The sequence below is a fragment of the Neokomagataea anthophila genome (genome assembly GCF_018122595.1).
GTDB lineage: Bacteria > Pseudomonadota > Alphaproteobacteria > Acetobacterales > Acetobacteraceae > Gluconobacter > Gluconobacter anthophilus.
On sequence record NZ_JAGRQH010000008.1, the window covers coordinates 32,806 to 47,687 of the forward strand.

Consider the following 14,882-nt stretch of genomic DNA (forward strand, 5'->3'; position numbering starts at 1 on the left):
TTGAAAAGAGTAGAGATGAAGGGCGATATCGGCGTTTTTACGCCGACTTCCAGCGTGTGAGGTGGGTTTCCACGCGCTGTAGAAGGAAGTTCACGCTGCCGCCAATGACAGACAGCACGAAGATGGCCGCGTACATTTGCGGAATATCGAAATCGAGTTGTGCGGCATTTACGAGGTACCCAAGTCCTGCGCGGGCTCCGACCATTTCAGCCGCGACTAAAACGAGTAGTGCTGCAGCTGAAGCGAGGCGAATGCCGGTGAAAATGCTGGGTAACGATGCAGGAAGAATGACGCGTGTGAACAGGCTTCGGCGGGTTAACCCCATTGCGCGTCCGGCTTTGATCCATAGTGGGTCAACGCCTTGCACGCCGTTAATGGTACCGAGGAAAATGGGCCAAATAGCTGCGTAAAACACCATGGCAATTTTAGAGGACTGACCGATACCTAAAAGCAGGGTAAAGACGGGTAATAAGGCCAGAGCAGAGGTGTTCCGCAAAATTTCTAAGGCAGGGCCGATTGTTTCGCGTAGTATTTGTGATGTGCCAACGAATAGTCCTGCGGGGATACCGACAAGTAGAGCGAAGACTAGACCCGGCAATACACGTGAGAGACTAGACGCAGTGTGTTGCCAAAGCTGCCCGTTCTCCGTCATTTGCGTGAGTGCTGTCAGCACATGAGATAATGGTGGTACAAAGAGCGGGTCTAGTACACCAAGGGTCGGTAAAACCTGCCAGAGTATGAGCAGAATTGAAATGCCGAATGCGCCGCGTAATGTTTTGCGAGAAAAAGTAAACTCCATGCCAAAGCGTTTATTGGGATGCAGCAATGTGGGGGCTTCAGATACGCTATTATAGGTGGTGGTATTCATGAGAGGCCCCCGTTATGGAGGGCGTAGCGTGGAGTTAGGCTGGTTCTAATGTATTGGCGTAATGCGGCGTAATCCGCAGATGAGCGAATAGTGTCGATGTCACTATCGGCAGTAAAGGGAAGATCTAGTATATCTATCACGCGGCCGGGAGAAGCGCCAAGAATGGCGATACGTTGTCCGAGTACGAGTGCTTCATCAATATCATGCGTAATAAACATGATGGTCATGCCGGTGCGCTGCCATAAACTACGGAGTTCTATTTGTAGTGTTTCACGGCTTTGAGCATCTAGTGCACCAAATGGCTCATCCATCAGTAAGACTTTGGGTTCTACAGATAGGGCGCGTGCAATAGCGATGCGCTGTTTCATACCGCCCGAGAGTTGATGTGGGTATCGATCAGCGCTTTGCTGTAGGCCGACAAGGCTTAAAGCTTGGTCCGCTCTGATCGTATGTTGGCGTCGATCAATTCCGGCAGCATCCAATGCCAAGATGATGTTGTCTCGTGCTGATTTCCACGGAAAAAGAGCGTAATTTTGAAAGACAACCGAGCGCTCTGGTCCGGGACCAGAAACGGAACTGCCGTCTAGTAAAACCTCACCGTGTGTTGGTGCAGAAAGTCCAGCAGCGAGGTCAAGAAGTGTGGATTTTCCGCTGCCGCTAGGGCCAACGATAACGAGAAACTCACCGGCCTCAAGAGAGAGGTTTAGGTTCTCTAAGACGATCGTGGAGCACGTTTCTTTGGCACTAGGAGGAAAAGATTTCGTGATCGCGTCAAAGCGGAGCTTTGGGGGGGCGGGGCTTGTTGTCGGCACGATTCCTCTTCCTTTCTTTGTGTTTTTCAAATATTACTCAAGTGTTATGTTGATATCTCATAATGATATGAGTCAAGGTGAATTGTATTAATTAAGGAGATAAATTTGTTAAATGAATAAATTAACTATAAAAAGGCGTGAATTATCGTGTTTGCTCGTAGCCCCTTTTGTATTGCGAAAAGCTTGGGCGCGGGGGGCTGACCCTGCGAAAGAACGTGTTTTGCGTTATCAGGGCTGGGCGGGGACGGTTTTGGCGGCTGAATTGGCTGAGGCACTTGGCTATCTTGGTGCGCTACGCTTGCAATGGGTTGGCAATACAGCAAGTGGCCCTGTTGATTTACAAGCGGCAACTACGGGTGATACGGAGTTCGCTAGTGCGTTTAATGGTCCCATTATGAAGATGATTGGGGCTGGAGCACCGGTGAAGGCAGTTTATGCTTATGGTGGTACCGCTCCTCATGAGTGCTCGGGTATTATTGTGCCGGAGGCTTCTTCCATTCGAAATCCGCGTGATTTGATTGGCCGTTCTGTTGCAATTAATACTCTGCGTGCTCAGCAAGAGTGTTTTGTGGATCAATACCTTGTTGCTGCTGGATTAACGGCACGTGAGATTGAGCAAGTCACTCTTGTATCTGTGCCGCCGCCGCTGGTCGAAGCTGCGCTGAGGCATAAGCGGGTTGATGCTGCCGTGCTCTCGACTTTTTTTCGCGATACGGCTTTAGCGCGTGGTGGATTGCGTGAATTGAGCACGGATATTGCTCTGTATGGTTCGTCCAATATGGACAGCGTGATCTTGAGGGAGAGCTATATACGCGAGCATCCTGATGATGCAGCTCATTTTGTGCAGGCTAGTGCGCGTGCAATTCGTTGGATGCAAGTGACGCCGCGTGCGGAAGTAACGGCATTAATGACTCGTATTATCCAATCCCGAAAACGTGGTGAAAGCATTTTACCAACTCAGTTTTGGCAGAATGCCAGCGTTATTACGCCCGGGGGGTATATGACGGAGCAGGACTTTTCGCGGTTTCAGTCTTGGTATGGATGGAGGGGGGATACACGCACAGCCTCTCTGAACGCCAAGACATTGTTTACAAATGCTTTTAATCCTTACGCCGAAGGTGCATGAGAATGCCTCAATTTACGAAACGACGTCAGTTCCTTGTGGGGGCGACAAGCCTTAGTATTGGTGCTTTCGCGCCGTCTATTCATGCGTCGATTACGAAGCGACCTAATATTGTTTTCATCCTTGCAGATGACCTTGGCTATGCTGATGTCTCGTGCTTTGGGAATCCGGGCTTTACGACACCGGCGATTGATCGCATTGCCGCAGGTGGTATAAAATTAAAGCGAGCATACGCGAACTCTGCTGTATGCTCAGCAACTCGCACAGCATTGATTACAGGGCGTTATCAAGATCGGTTGGCATGTGGTCTTGAAGAGCCAATTGCCTTTTCGACGCGTAAGGATTTGGGGTTGCCGCCGGGTTTGCCGACCTTGCCAGAACAATTGCGCCAGCATGGCTATCAGACGGCTCTCGTTGGAAAGTGGCATTTGGGGGCTCCACCAAGCTTTGGGCCTTTGAAAAGTGGGTATGAACATTTTTATGGTATATCAGGCGGTGCAGCAGATTACTTTACGCATCAGGCGCAGCCGGGACATGATCAGTTTTATGATGATGCAAAGTTAACGTATGATCATGGTTATTTAACAACGCTTCTTGGTGATCGTGCGACACGCTTGCTAGAAGAGTTTTCATCACATCAAAAACCATTTTTCTTGAGTTTGCATTTCAATGCTCCTCATTGGCCGTGGGAAGGGCCTCATGATGAGGCTGAGTCTCAACGTATCCATGGAAAAATCGGTGATTTTGATGGTGGGACGCAAGCGACTTATGGGCGCATGGTTAAGGCTATGGACGATGAGGTTGGACGTGTTCTGGAGACGTTGGATCGTTTGAAGCTGAGCGATAACACGATTATTGTGTTCACGAGCGATAATGGCGGCGAACGTTTCTCAGATATTTGGCCGTTTACTGGAATGAAAGGGGAATTGCTGGAAGGCGGATTGAGGGTGCCAGCAGTGGTTCGTTGGCCGGGTGTTATTCAGGCCGGGAGTGAGAGTGAGCAAGCAGTCATTACGATGGATTGGTTACCGACCTTCTTAGCTGCGGCCGGCATTGTTCCGGATAAAAATTTTGCACCTGATGGACGTGATGTGGGAAATTTCTTGCGTGACCCGGCGCAACGGGAAGATCGTATTTTTTCGTGGCGTTACAAAAAGAATGATCAGCATGCTCATATGGAGGGGCAGTATAAATATCTTAAAATAGGTGAGAATGAGTTTTTGTTTGATGTGGTGGCAGATCCGCGGGAGCGCGCGAATCTGAAAGCGCGCTTGCCTGATGTATTTGCGCGACTGCGCAAGAGTTGGGCGGAATGGAATGCGCAGATGTTACCCTTTCCGGAAAAAAGTTATTCTTGGGGAGCAGATGGTGCACATTTTGCAGATCATTATGGGGTTCCATCAGACGATTTGTAATACAGTGCGGTAAGTTGAAAATGAGCCCATGTGCAGTGTTGTGCATGGGCGTTTAGATGTTCGTTGAGAAAAATATATTATTGTATTTTGATTTGAATATAGATTTTCATTTTGTGCGTTTTAATCGTTTGTTTTGAATTGTTTTTTAGATTTGAAGTGCAGTTGCCATCAGGAATGGAAATGCGTGCTATTCGGTGGTGTGGGGTTCAAGACACAGTTCATAATTCTATGCGTCGTATGTCTTGGGAGGATGGCAAGATCGGTGCATATCATGCGCCAAGAATGAGAAGAGCGGTGTGAAGAGGGGGCCAGTGCGTGCAGATGCAAAATGATAGACAAGAGATGGCACGTCGGATTCAGCGTGATCTAGGTTATCTTGCTGCTCTGGACCAAAGTGGTGGTTCTACCCCTTCAGCACTGGCAATGTATGGTGTATCGCCGAGTGCTTATAGCACTGAAGAAGAAATGTTTGCGGCGATGCATGCGATGCGTTGTCGTATTATGAAAGCTCCTGCATTTTCAGGAAAGCAAGTTCTTGGTGCTATCTTGTTTGATCGTACGATGGATGCGTTGGTGGATGGTATTTCTGTTCCGGAATTTCTGTGGCAGAAACGTCGGATTGTTCCTTTTGTAAAAATTGATCAGGGCTTGCTAGCGGAGGCGCAGGGGGTTCAAATGATGCGCCCACTGACCAATCTTGAGACATTATTGGAGCGGGCATCTGCTTTGGGAGTGTATGGTACAAAGGCGCGTTCTGTCATCCACTCGGCGGATAAAGTCGGTATTGCTGCTGTTGTGGAACAGCAAATGTTTTATGCGGAGCGTGTGCTTGCTGCTGGTTTGACGCCTATTTTAGAGCCAGAGGTCGCGGTTCAGAGCCATGAAAAAGCAGCAGCGGAACAGATACTACGTGATGTCTTGATGGAAAATATAAAAAAATTACCTGAAAGTAGTAGAATTTTATTAAAGATTACTTTGCCAGAAGTTCCTAATCATTATGAAAAATTAAATAGTGATCAACGTGTATTGCGTGTTGTGGCATTGTCTGGAGGGTATTCATTGGAAGATGCCTGTAAGCGTTTGGCGCAGAATGAGGGTATGGTAGCGAGTTTTTCTCGTGCGTTATTGGACCGTTTGCGTATTTCGCAAGATGATGAAGCGTTTAATGCTGTTTTGCAGAAGGTATCCGATTTGATTTATGAGGCTTCTGTAAAGAAAATTCTGCATTAAGGAATTTTCTGATCACATGTGCGTTGTTTAACTTAATTGCGATGGTAACAAGTTGGCAGGGCTATAACGATGATGTTTTTCGTATGGGTAGTCATTAAAGTCCTTGTTGGACTTATAATGGTCATAGGGTATTTGAATATTACAGGTAGATCGCAGGTTTCTCAGATGACGCCTATAGATTTATTTGGAAATTTTATTATGGGTGGTGTTGTTGGTGGTATTTTATATAATGATAAAATAGATTTTTGGAAATACGTATTCTTATTGTTTTTATGTATTATGGTTATGGCTTCGTTGAACTACTTAACGCGGAAGTGGTCTTTGTTGCGAAAGGCGAGTATTGGTCGTCCTATTCCCATTATCGAGAATGGTCGCTTTGTTGTTCAGTCTTTTGAAGATCATAAAAGTCGACTAGATATTCATGATCTAGCATCGAATTTGCGCATGCAGGGTATTTTTGGGTTTGACCGTATTCAGTTTGCTCAGATTGAACCGACGGGTAATATTAGCGTCATTCAAGGCGATAAAACGCACCCCACGCGTTTTGTTGTTTTCCGGGGTAAGCTGCTAAAGGCTGAGTTGGAAGCGGGTGAGTTCGAAGAGGAGTGGGTTCGGCATGAACTTGCGCTCGCGGGTGAAGGTGATCTGGAGCAGATTTTCTTGGCCGAATGGTGTTATGAGCGCATGGTCATCATTCGGGCTGATGGTCAGATTATCAGGGGGCCATTGCGGCCAGCTCGATCTGTAAATGCTCAAAATCCACTGCCACTGAGCCGGGTTGAACAAATCGCAGCTCGGTCTTGGGCAGTAGGACGCACGTCTTAAAGAAAAGGAAGTGTGCTGCTTTCTGTTTTAGAAAGCAGCACTGTATTTTTTAGAAACCAATGGTGGCGTCACCGCCGAAAGTGAACATGCCGATATTGCGGTTGTTATTAAACGGGCTTGTTCCGTTGAGGGAGCGGTCAAAACGGATTTCTGGGCGAAGAGCAAAGACACGAATACCGTGCCCAATGTTGGGGCTATAGGTAGCACCAAGGGTGAGGCCGCCATATGTGGTGGGCGGGGCAGTTTCTGCGGGAGCATTACCCCCGAGGAAGGCATTCATATAAGCTTGGTTGGTAAGGAAGCTGACGACGGAGAGGCCCGAGTTGTCACGAAAAATTTCGCCTCGGTAATTCAAGGTCCAGTGCGGGGTTACTTTATAGCTGGCATAGGTTACGAAGCTGTAGTTTTCAGCCCGTAGACCGACATCATGAAAAAAATTAAATTCTCCGGTGAGGGAAAGTTTGTCGTTTACTGTATAATAAGCGGCAATATCGTTCCAGTAACGCTGTGCTGTATTTGCTCGTCGTCCGATGCTGGCAACGGCATCTTCTGGGCCAATGCGTGATAATTCGACGATATTTAGTTTTCCACCTACGAGACCATTGAGGTTGAAGCCAAAATATCCGGCAGCAGCATTGTTGTTATCATTTTTGCCGAAGGTCGTTTGATTGCCTGTATCGACCCCGAAGTTAAAGTCAAAGTGCGGATTGACGTGCAAGTGAAACATCGCGCCGAGATGTTCGAAGGGGACCGAATATTGTGCGGTATAAGCAAAGGTGTAGAAAGGGCGCGCAGTTGGTTCAATGACTTCTACGCCCATTGGGGCCTCAAGGATGCCTGCTTGAATGTCTAAGCCGCCTGAGGTCAGTACATTTAAATGTGCATCTGCGTGGGCTTGGATAGGAAGAATTTGGTAACGGTTTGATGTGACTTTGTCGGAGACGCCCAATAGGTGGTAGTAACGGGCATCCGAACCGTAGAGTGCTTGTAGGGTAAAGCCAAATTGATTTTCAGCTTTGGTAGAGTCTACGGCTTTAGATAAGGTAAGATACAGTTGGTTCAACTGCACTTGGTTAGCGTGGTCAGATAAAAAATTCCCAAAATTGATACCGTTATCAGGGCGTGCGGGGTTGGCCATGATGCCGCCTTCTGCTTCCCCTTGTACTGTGATCCCTTGGAGCCATGTGTTGGAGCTGTCTTTGAAAAGGGCAATTTGTGCTTTGGCGGGGGATGTAGACAGGATTGCTGCGATACCGGTTAGGGCCGTTAGGGAGAGAAGGCGGGTATATGAGGGCATGAAAATGTCTCGCAATGCCTGAAAATAGCAGGGGAGAATGGTAAATGGAATTAACCTGAACCATTCTTATCTTTGGTTAGGTTAATAAATTTCATTTCAATTGTAAGGGGAAATTTTTACCAATGTTTCAACATTGGAAGGTTATGTGTTCAAAACGACACATGCCCTAGGGTGTTCCATCCGGATGGTGCCGGATGGAACGAGTGTATTATTTAGCCAATACGCTCGCCATGGAGCGAGATATCGAGGCCTTCGATTTCTTCTTGTTGAGAAACGCGCAGCCCCATAACGAGGTCAATAACTTTCAGGAGAATAAAGGTGACGATGCTGCACCAGATGATGGTCACACCGACGGCTTCTGCCTGAATGATGAATTGGTGCCATGAGCCGACAACACCTGATGGGTTGGCATCTGTTGCGGAGAGTGGGCCATAAGCGAGAAGACCGGTTAACAGAGCGCCAACGATACCGCCTACGCCATGTACGCCGAAAGCATCAAGGCTGTCATCATAGCCTAAAGCATGCTTCAGAGCTGTTGCAGAGAAGTAGCATACAACACCCGTAACGAGGCCGATGATGAGGGCATTGCCCGGCAGCACAAAGCCAGCAGCGGGTGTGATGGCAACGAGGCCTGCGACGGCACCGGAGATAATGCCAAGAACCGTTGGCTTACCTGTTTTGATCCATTCGACCAGAAGCCACGCGATGCCGGCGCCTGCTGTAGCGATTTGCGTTGTTGCCATGGCCATACCTGCACGGCCATTAGCGCCAACGGCAGAGCCGGCGTTAAAGCCAAACCAGCCAACCCAGAGAAGGGAAGCACCAATGACTGCGTAGGTCAGGTTGTGGGGTGTGAGGTCGTCTTTACCAAAGCCATGACGCTTGCCCAGTACAAGCGCGGTCACAAGGCCTGCGACACCCGCGTTGATGTGGACAACGGTGCCGCCCGCGAAGTCAACGGCGCCTAGGCCAGAGAGCCAGCCGAGCGGGCTCCAAACCCAGTGTGCAATCGGGGTGTAGACCAGCAAAGACCACAGGACGGTGAAGACGAACAGGGAAGAGAACTTCATACGTTCTGCGAAGCTGCCGGCAATCAGTGCTGGGGTAATGATGGCAAACGTCATCTGGAACATCATGTAGACGCTCTCAGGAATGGTCATGACGGTTGGGTTTGCACTGCCTGCGCCGAGTGTGAAGCCGATATCGGAGCCTTTGCTGATATTGGCACCGATTCCGTTCAGCATGAAGCGGGAGAAGTCACCAATGTAAGGTGTGCCCGTCCCAAAGGTGAGGCTATACCCAGCAATCATCCAAACGACGGTTACGGCACAGCAAATGGCAAAGGACTGCATGACCGTGGCAAGGATGTTCTTTTTACGCACCATGCCCGCGTAGAACAGTGCTAGACCGGGGATTGTCATGAGAAGAACAAGGGCTGTGCTGGTCAGCATCCATGCTGTGTCGCCCGTATCAATGGCGGGTGGAGCTGCCATGGCAACGCCGGGGGCGAAAGCTGCTAAACAGAGGGCTAATTTTTTAAGGTTCACACTATAATCTCCCCAGTGAGGTCGTATCGTGATGTTGGTCTAAAATGTAAAAACAAGAAAACCTTTCCCGTAGATGCGGCAGGTTTTTCATTTCTATAGCATATTGAATAAAAGATTTGTGTGTCTACGGTAGAAGTTTCTCGAAAATCATTCTGAGAGTGGATTTTGAGCAATATTCTTTATCGAGCTATGATTTGTCTCAATCTGCGGCGCTGAAGGAATTGACCAAAGGCTCTATTCACGCCCAAGGTGTTGCTCTTTTGCACGGTCAGGCTGAGGTTCGAGGGTGAATATCCGTTTTCCAGTTGTGTTATGCCGCCATGCTGCCGTGATGGGGGTATCTGGTCGTTGTTACGGCCAGAGTGATGTTTGTTTGGCAGAGGGGTGGGAACAGTTTGGGGATGGCTTATCTGTTCTCGTGAAAGGTTCTGGTGCGGAAGTTATTCATTCCTCCCCTTTACAGCGCTGTCGTTTGTTAGCCGAGTATGTAGCGCATAAAACGGGTTTGCCTCTGGAGGACGATCATCGCCTGCGTGAGTTGAACTTTGGGGCGTGGGAAGGGACGAAATGGGACGATGTTTCACGAATTCAGCTTGACCAATGGGCCACAAACCCACTGGGCTTTGCGCCGCCTGGTGGTGAAAGTGGTCAGGAGTTGATTGAGCGCGTACAGGCATATTGGCAGGATGTTCAGCATTCTGCCCAAGGGGTGTGTATTATAACGCATGGGGGACCATTGCGAGTTTTAACGGCCTTAACCCGTGGGGAAATGCCTAATCTTATTGTGCCGTCAATGCCGCAGGGTAGTGTACGTGTGGTGCGTGCGTCTCAAAATTAGCGCTGAATCCATTGTGTGCGTTCAGGGTTGCGTTTTTCCCATCCGGCCCGCTCAAGCTCTGGCGTTGCGTGTTTCTCTTCGGGGTAGCCAACGCACAAATAAGCGATGAAACGCCAGTTTTCAGGTATAGATAATGTCTGGCTGACGGTTTCTGGGGTTAGGATTGATACCCAGCCGACGCCAATACCACGGGCAGTTGCGGCAAGCCAAAGGTTATGGATGGCCATCACGGTGGACCATGTTGTGGTTTCAGGCATGGTGCTGCGCCCAAGACCTTTGCCTTGCTCAGGGTCTTCCACATTAAAAACGGCGATATGGTGCGGGGCATCATCGAGGCCTGAAAGTTTCAAAGAGGCGTAAATGCGTGCTGGATCATCTTCATAGCGCTCCAAGGCATCTGCATTGCATTGTTTGAAGTCGTTTCGGATGATTGCGCGGCGCTCAGGGCTGTCTATGCGTAGGAAGCGCCAAGGTTCGCTGAGGCCAACAGACGGTGCGCGGGTGGTGGCGGTGAGAAGGTCATCCAGATCTTTTTCTGGGATAGGATCACGACGAAAGCGCCTGACATCGCGGCGCCAGATGAAGAGGTCGTCGAGTTGCTTGTAGAAGGTTTCATCGAAAACCGGCTGTGGCATGGGTGAAACCTTATGTCAGAAGCAGGGCGAAAAGGGTGAGAGTGGCGGCTTCTACGCAGCATACGGTTGCGCCGAGGATATCCCCGGTAAAGCCATTGAGGTGCCTGAGAGTTTGGTAGCGCATCAATACGACGAGGCCTAGTGTCAGGGCGCAGGCTAGGAAGGCAATAGTATGGGGTAAGAGCAGAAGGGCAAGACAGAAGGCGCAAAATAGGCTGCTCAGCATACGGTCTTTTGAAAGCCCGGTGAGCTGTTTGGCGAGGCCGTCTGGGCGTGCTGCAGGGCAAAAAGTGACCAATATTGGCATGCCTGCGCGCGCTAAGGTGGCACTAATGGCCAGTGCGGGAAAGATGGCGCGGTCTGGGAGGGTGGCTAGGGCGGTAACGCGTATGGCGATATACAGTAGAAGCGCTAGAGCACCGAAGCTGCCGATGCGGCTATCTCGCATAATGGTGAGTTTTGTTGCGGTATCTTTGCCGCTACCTAAGCCATCCATCGTATCGGCTAAACCATCTTCGTGGAGGCCGCCTGTCAGGAATATCTGGCACAATACGACCCATGGCGCAGCGAGGAGAGAAGAGGCGCCGCAGAGTTTGAGTAGTAAAAACAGTCCAGCACTTAAAGCGCCGATAACAGCGCCATAAAGCGGCCAGCACCATGTAGAGCGGGCGAGGTCCCAAGGTGTTTGCTTATTGGCGAAACGGCCAACGGGAAAACGGGTTAGAACGCTACCGGCGCAGATTAGGTCATCATAATAGCGACGGAGATGCTGAATAATCACACTACTCACGGTTGGAAATGGAAGCTTCGGTGAAGGTGGCCATATTGTGGTGACAGGTGAGAGCGGCACGTAAGAGTGGAAGCACTAAAGCGGCGCCGGAGCCTTCGCCTAAGCGTAAGCCGAGATCAAGCAGGGGAGTAAGGCACATATGTTGTGCGAGGGCGCGGTGCCCGGCTTCTGCAGAGCAATGTGCGAGACGCGTATGCGCAAGAAGCTCTGGGTTGATGGCAAAGAGTGGCAGTACAGCCGCTGTTACGACAAATCCGTCGAGTAATGTTGGAATGCGGTGGTGGCGTGCGGCCAATGTTGCGCCCATTATGGCGGCAAGTTCATGTCCGCCAAGACAGCGAGCGATATCTAAGGGGTTTTGAGCGTGGGTTCGGTGTAATGTGCAGGCGTGGGCGATAATGGTGGCTTTATGCGCTACTCCAGCATCGTTAAGGCCTGTGCCGCGTCCCGTCCAGTAAGAGGCATCATGGCCTAACAAGGCAGTGGCCAAGGCAGCTGCGGCAGATGTATTGCCAATGCCCATTTCACCGGGACAGAAGATGCGTGCGTCATGTGGGACCGAGCGATATCCGGCTTTGACGGCGTTCAGGAAACGCTCTTCACTCATGGCGGGTGCGATGGAGAAATCGTCCGTTGGGGTGAGGTCAAAGAGAGGAAGGACAGAAAGATGGGCGTTTGCGTGGCGGCTTAATTGGTTAATTGCGGCGCCACCACGTTCAAAATTAGCCACCATTTGTGCGGTGACGCTGGATGGATATGGGGAAACGTTTTGTGCGGTAACGCCGTGGTTTCCTGCAAAAATGGTGACGTATGCGGGGTCAAGTTGGGGTTTTGCCGTGCCTTGCCATGTACCCAACCAGAGGGTGATGTCTTCTAAACGCCCTAAACTGCCAGGTGGCTTGGTCAGCGTGTGCTCGCGTTCAGTAATGACGGTTGCCGATTCAGTGCAAGGCGGCGGCAAAAATGCGCAGGCGGCTTGCAGACCTTCCATAGAAGAAAAGTCAGGCGTGAAGAGAGCGTTTTTGGGGGTAGAAGATGCGGATGGCATGGAGGTTGTTTTGTGCTGATATGGGGTAAGATGCAAGAGCTTTGGGTGTTGTGATGGCGCAAGGAATGTCGGGTGTGACTTTGGTGCTCGGAGGTGTGCGTTCTGGCAAAAGTCGTTTTGCTGAGGGGGAGATTGCGCGTTGTACGGCACCTTGGGTGTATGTGGCGACGGGCCAGGCCTTTGATCAGGAAATGCGTGAGCGTATTACGGAGCATCAATCGCGGCGGGATAGTCGGTGGCATACGGTGGAAGTACCATTTGATGTGGCGCAAGCATTGGATGAGGCTGGAGAGCAGCCGGTTTTGTTGGATTGTTTGACGCTGTGGCTGACGAATATACTGCTGGAAGATCGTTGTGTTGATGAGTTTGTATCTATCTTGTTAGCCGCATTGCGGCGGCGTGTTGGGCCAACGGTTTTGGTGGGGAATGAGGTTGGACTTGGTGTCGTGCCGGAAAGTGCCTTAGGGCGGCGTTTCCGGGACGAGGCGGGCATGCTGCACCAGCGTATTGCGGCTGAGGCGGGACGTGTTGTGTTTGTTGCCGCTGGGCTGCCGCTTGTGTTGAAGGGGAAAGCACTTTGACAGTGCTGGAGCGCCACCTTACATGAAGGGTAGTGGTTCCCTGATGAAGGGATGAAAAGGGAAGTCGGTGCGGCGCTTTACGCTTAGTCCGACACTGCCCCCGCAACTGTGAACGGTTTGTGTTTCATTGAGCTTTGAGCGTGTGAGGTCAAAGCAGCCACTGGGGTGATACTCTTTTTGTGAGAGGTAGCTCTGGGAAGGTGGATGAAATGAAGCAGCTTTCGGGCTGCTGTGCCGTAAGTCAGGAGACCTGCCATGAGAGCGAGCATTGCTGGCTCTGAGAGTTGAGAGTCGTAAACTGGCGGGGTGCCCGGTGGACGAAGATGTGCGGTTGCGCGCATCCTCCCCAATATGGGGCTCTTTATGTGCGCCCTGTCTGGTTTCGTGATGAAGCCGTATGAGGACAGGATTGTGTGTTGAGTGATGTCAGGGATGCCGTCTTAGACGGTGGAAAACCGATACTATCCGTCTGTGTGACGTGTGGTAAGCGGGAAGATGGCACGGTGCAGGGGGAAGAACTGCATGGTCGTCTTAAGGATTATGCCTCGGCAGGTTATTTTGAGCTGCGTGAAGCGCGGTGTTTGGCCAGTTGCCGGAAGAATACGGCGGGTAGCGTATCCATGCCGGGGCGTTGGAGCCTTCTTTTGGGGCATTTGACGCCAGATTTAGCACAAGATTTAGCGGCTTTTACCACAATTTATGCAGCCTCTAAGACGGGAGCGGTAATGCCGTCTAAGCGTCCAGAAACGCTGCGTGATGTGATTTTGGGGCGTATTCCCCCGCAAGATGGTTTTCAGAAAGGTTGATCTCATGACGAATGACAAACGCGCATCCGGTAAAATTCCTGTAACGGTCGTAACGGGCTTTCTTGGGGCTGGGAAAACAACGCTTTTGCGTCATGTTTTGACGCAGCCGCATGGACGGCGAATTGCGGTTATTGTGAATGAATTTGGTTCGCTCGGTATCGATGGTTCTTTGTTGCGGTCTTGTGGGATTGAGGGCTGCCGGGATGAGGATATTGTTGAACTGGCGAATGGTTGTTTGTGCTGCACCGTAGCGGATGATTTTCTGCCAACGATGCAGGCGCTGATTGATCGTGATGACCCGCCTGAGCATGTGGTGATCGAGACGTCTGGCTTGGCGTTGCCGAAGCCGCTTTTGAAGGCGTTTGGCTGGCCGGGTATTCGCACACGTATGACGGTAGACGGCGTGGTGACGTTGGTGGATGGCCCTGCCTTTGTGGAAGGGCGCTTTGCTGATGATCCAGAGGCGGTTGCAGCACAGCGTGCGGCTGATCCGTCCTTGGATCATGATAATCCGCTGGTGGAGGTCTTTGAGGATCAATTGGCATCGGCTGATTTGGTTGTTCTGGGTAAGACGGATTTGATGACCTCTGACGCGGTGGTTGCTGCTGAGAAAGCTGTTCAGGAACAAGTGGCACGCTTTTCATCGCGGCATGTGCCCGTTTTAAAAACGAGTGAAGGCCGGATTGATGCGTCTGTTTTGCTTGGTATTGGTGCCGCGGCGGAAGATGATTTATCGGCCCGTCCATCCAGCCATGATGGTGCAGATGATCATGAGCACGATGATTTTGACAGCTTTGTTGTGACAGTGCCTGAGCAAACCGACATTGTAGCCTTTGTGGCGCATTTGGAGCAGGTCGCTGGGCGGTTTGATCTTCTGCGGATCAAGGGGTTTGTTCCGGTTGCGGGTAAGGCGCGGCGTTTGGCAGTGCAGGGCGTGGGGACGCGCTTTCGTCATGAGTTTGATGCACCTCGCACGGCAGATCTGACTGAAGGGCATTTGGTTGTGATCGGCCGTCATGGTTTGGACCGTGAGGCGATTGAAGCTGCATTAAAGACGCAAGGCTAAA

At 50.6% G+C, this 14,882-nt stretch carries 15 protein-coding genes and 1 riboswitch; of the genes, 8 read left to right on the forward strand and 7 right to left on the reverse strand.

Annotated features, from left to right (window positions below):
* Positions 1-37: 37 nt before the first annotated feature.
* Together KB213_RS10045 and KB213_RS10050 are read right to left on the reverse strand one after the other, a co-directional pair.
* On the reverse strand, positions 38-868 hold the full coding sequence (locus tag KB213_RS10045; RefSeq protein WP_211682753.1) for an ABC transporter permease: 831 nt from the start codon (positions 866-868) through the stop codon (positions 38-40).
* On the reverse strand, positions 865-1,680 hold the full coding sequence (locus KB213_RS10050) for an ABC transporter ATP-binding protein (RefSeq protein WP_211682755.1): 816 nt from the start codon (positions 1,678-1,680) through the stop codon (positions 865-867). The genes KB213_RS10045 and KB213_RS10050 overlap by 4 nt, the downstream gene beginning before the upstream one ends.
* A 112-nt stretch (positions 1,681-1,792) precedes the next feature.
* On the opposite strand from KB213_RS10050, the gene KB213_RS10055 reads away from it, so the two are divergent.
* From KB213_RS10055 to KB213_RS10070, 4 genes are all read left to right on the forward strand, one after another.
* On the forward strand, positions 1,793-2,806 hold the full coding sequence (locus KB213_RS10055) for an ABC transporter substrate-binding protein (protein ID WP_211682757.1): 1,014 nt from the start codon (positions 1,793-1,795) through the stop codon (positions 2,804-2,806).
* A 2-nt stretch (positions 2,807-2,808) separates the two neighbouring features.
* Positions 2,809-4,218, forward strand: coding sequence for a sulfatase family protein (locus KB213_RS10060; RefSeq protein ID WP_211682759.1), 1,410 nt, complete (start codon positions 2,809-2,811; stop codon positions 4,216-4,218).
* A 342-nt stretch (positions 4,219-4,560) separates the two neighbouring features.
* The gene (locus KB213_RS10065; protein ID WP_249110482.1) at positions 4,561-5,448 is read left to right on the forward strand and encodes a fructose bisphosphate aldolase; all 888 of its coding nucleotides are present in this window, start codon (positions 4,561-4,563) and stop codon (positions 5,446-5,448) included.
* Between the two features lie 72 nt (positions 5,449-5,520).
* Positions 5,521-6,273 (forward strand): DUF421 domain-containing protein, encoded by a 753-nt coding sequence (locus tag KB213_RS10070; protein ID WP_346266706.1) that lies wholly within the window; start codon positions 5,521-5,523, stop codon positions 6,271-6,273.
* Between the two features lie 49 nt (positions 6,274-6,322).
* On the opposite strand, the gene KB213_RS10075 is transcribed toward KB213_RS10070, so the two are convergent.
* Together KB213_RS10075 and KB213_RS10080 are read right to left on the reverse strand one after the other, a co-directional pair.
* Entirely contained in the window at positions 6,323-7,570 is a 1,248-nt protein-coding gene (locus KB213_RS10075) for an outer membrane beta-barrel protein (protein WP_211682765.1), read from the reverse strand.
* A 212-nt stretch (positions 7,571-7,782) separates the two neighbouring features.
* Entirely contained in the window at positions 7,783-9,063 is a 1,281-nt protein-coding gene (locus KB213_RS10080) for an ammonium transporter (RefSeq protein ID WP_211682869.1), read from the reverse strand.
* A 340-nt stretch (positions 9,064-9,403) separates the two neighbouring features.
* Between KB213_RS10080 and KB213_RS10085 the strand changes: the two genes are divergently transcribed.
* Complete coding sequence (locus KB213_RS10085) at positions 9,404-9,955, forward strand: histidine phosphatase family protein (protein WP_346266704.1); 552 nt, start codon at positions 9,404-9,406, stop codon at positions 9,953-9,955.
* On the opposite strand, the gene bluB is transcribed toward KB213_RS10085, so the two are convergent.
* The 3 genes from bluB to cobT are packed head-to-tail and all read right to left on the reverse strand — an operon-like array spanning position 9,952 to position 12,428.
* Entirely contained in the window at positions 9,952-10,590 is a 639-nt protein-coding gene (gene bluB, locus KB213_RS10090; protein ID WP_211682767.1) for a 5,6-dimethylbenzimidazole synthase, read from the reverse strand. The two genes, KB213_RS10085 and bluB, sit on opposite strands and share 4 nt — an antisense overlap.
* Before the next feature lie 10 nt (positions 10,591-10,600).
* Positions 10,601-11,380, reverse strand: a complete 780-nt coding sequence (gene cobS / locus KB213_RS10095; protein WP_211682769.1) for an adenosylcobinamide-GDP ribazoletransferase — start codon at positions 11,378-11,380, stop codon at positions 10,601-10,603.
* Complete coding sequence (cobT, locus tag KB213_RS10100) at positions 11,373-12,428, reverse strand: nicotinate-nucleotide--dimethylbenzimidazole phosphoribosyltransferase (protein WP_211682771.1); 1,056 nt, start codon at positions 12,426-12,428, stop codon at positions 11,373-11,375. Before cobT ends, cobS begins: the two co-directional genes overlap by 8 nt.
* A gap of 65 nt (positions 12,429-12,493) precedes the next feature.
* On the opposite strand from cobT, the gene cobU reads away from it, so the two are divergent.
* From cobU to cobW, 3 genes are all read left to right on the forward strand, one after another.
* Entirely contained in the window at positions 12,494-13,009 is a 516-nt protein-coding gene (gene cobU / locus KB213_RS10105) for a bifunctional adenosylcobinamide kinase/adenosylcobinamide-phosphate guanylyltransferase (RefSeq protein ID WP_249110483.1), read from the forward strand.
* Between the two features lie 16 nt (positions 13,010-13,025).
* Positions 13,026-13,281, forward strand: a riboswitch (cobalamin riboswitch).
* Positions 13,282-13,425: 144 nt separating this feature from the next.
* Positions 13,426-13,815: a DUF1636 domain-containing protein gene (locus tag KB213_RS10110; protein ID WP_249110484.1), complete on the forward strand. Its 390-nt coding sequence runs from the start codon at positions 13,426-13,428 to the stop codon at positions 13,813-13,815.
* A gap of 4 nt (positions 13,816-13,819) precedes the next feature.
* Entirely contained in the window at positions 13,820-14,881 is a 1,062-nt protein-coding gene (gene cobW / locus KB213_RS10115) for a cobalamin biosynthesis protein CobW (protein WP_211682776.1), read from the forward strand.
* Position 14,882 lies beyond the last annotated feature (1 nt).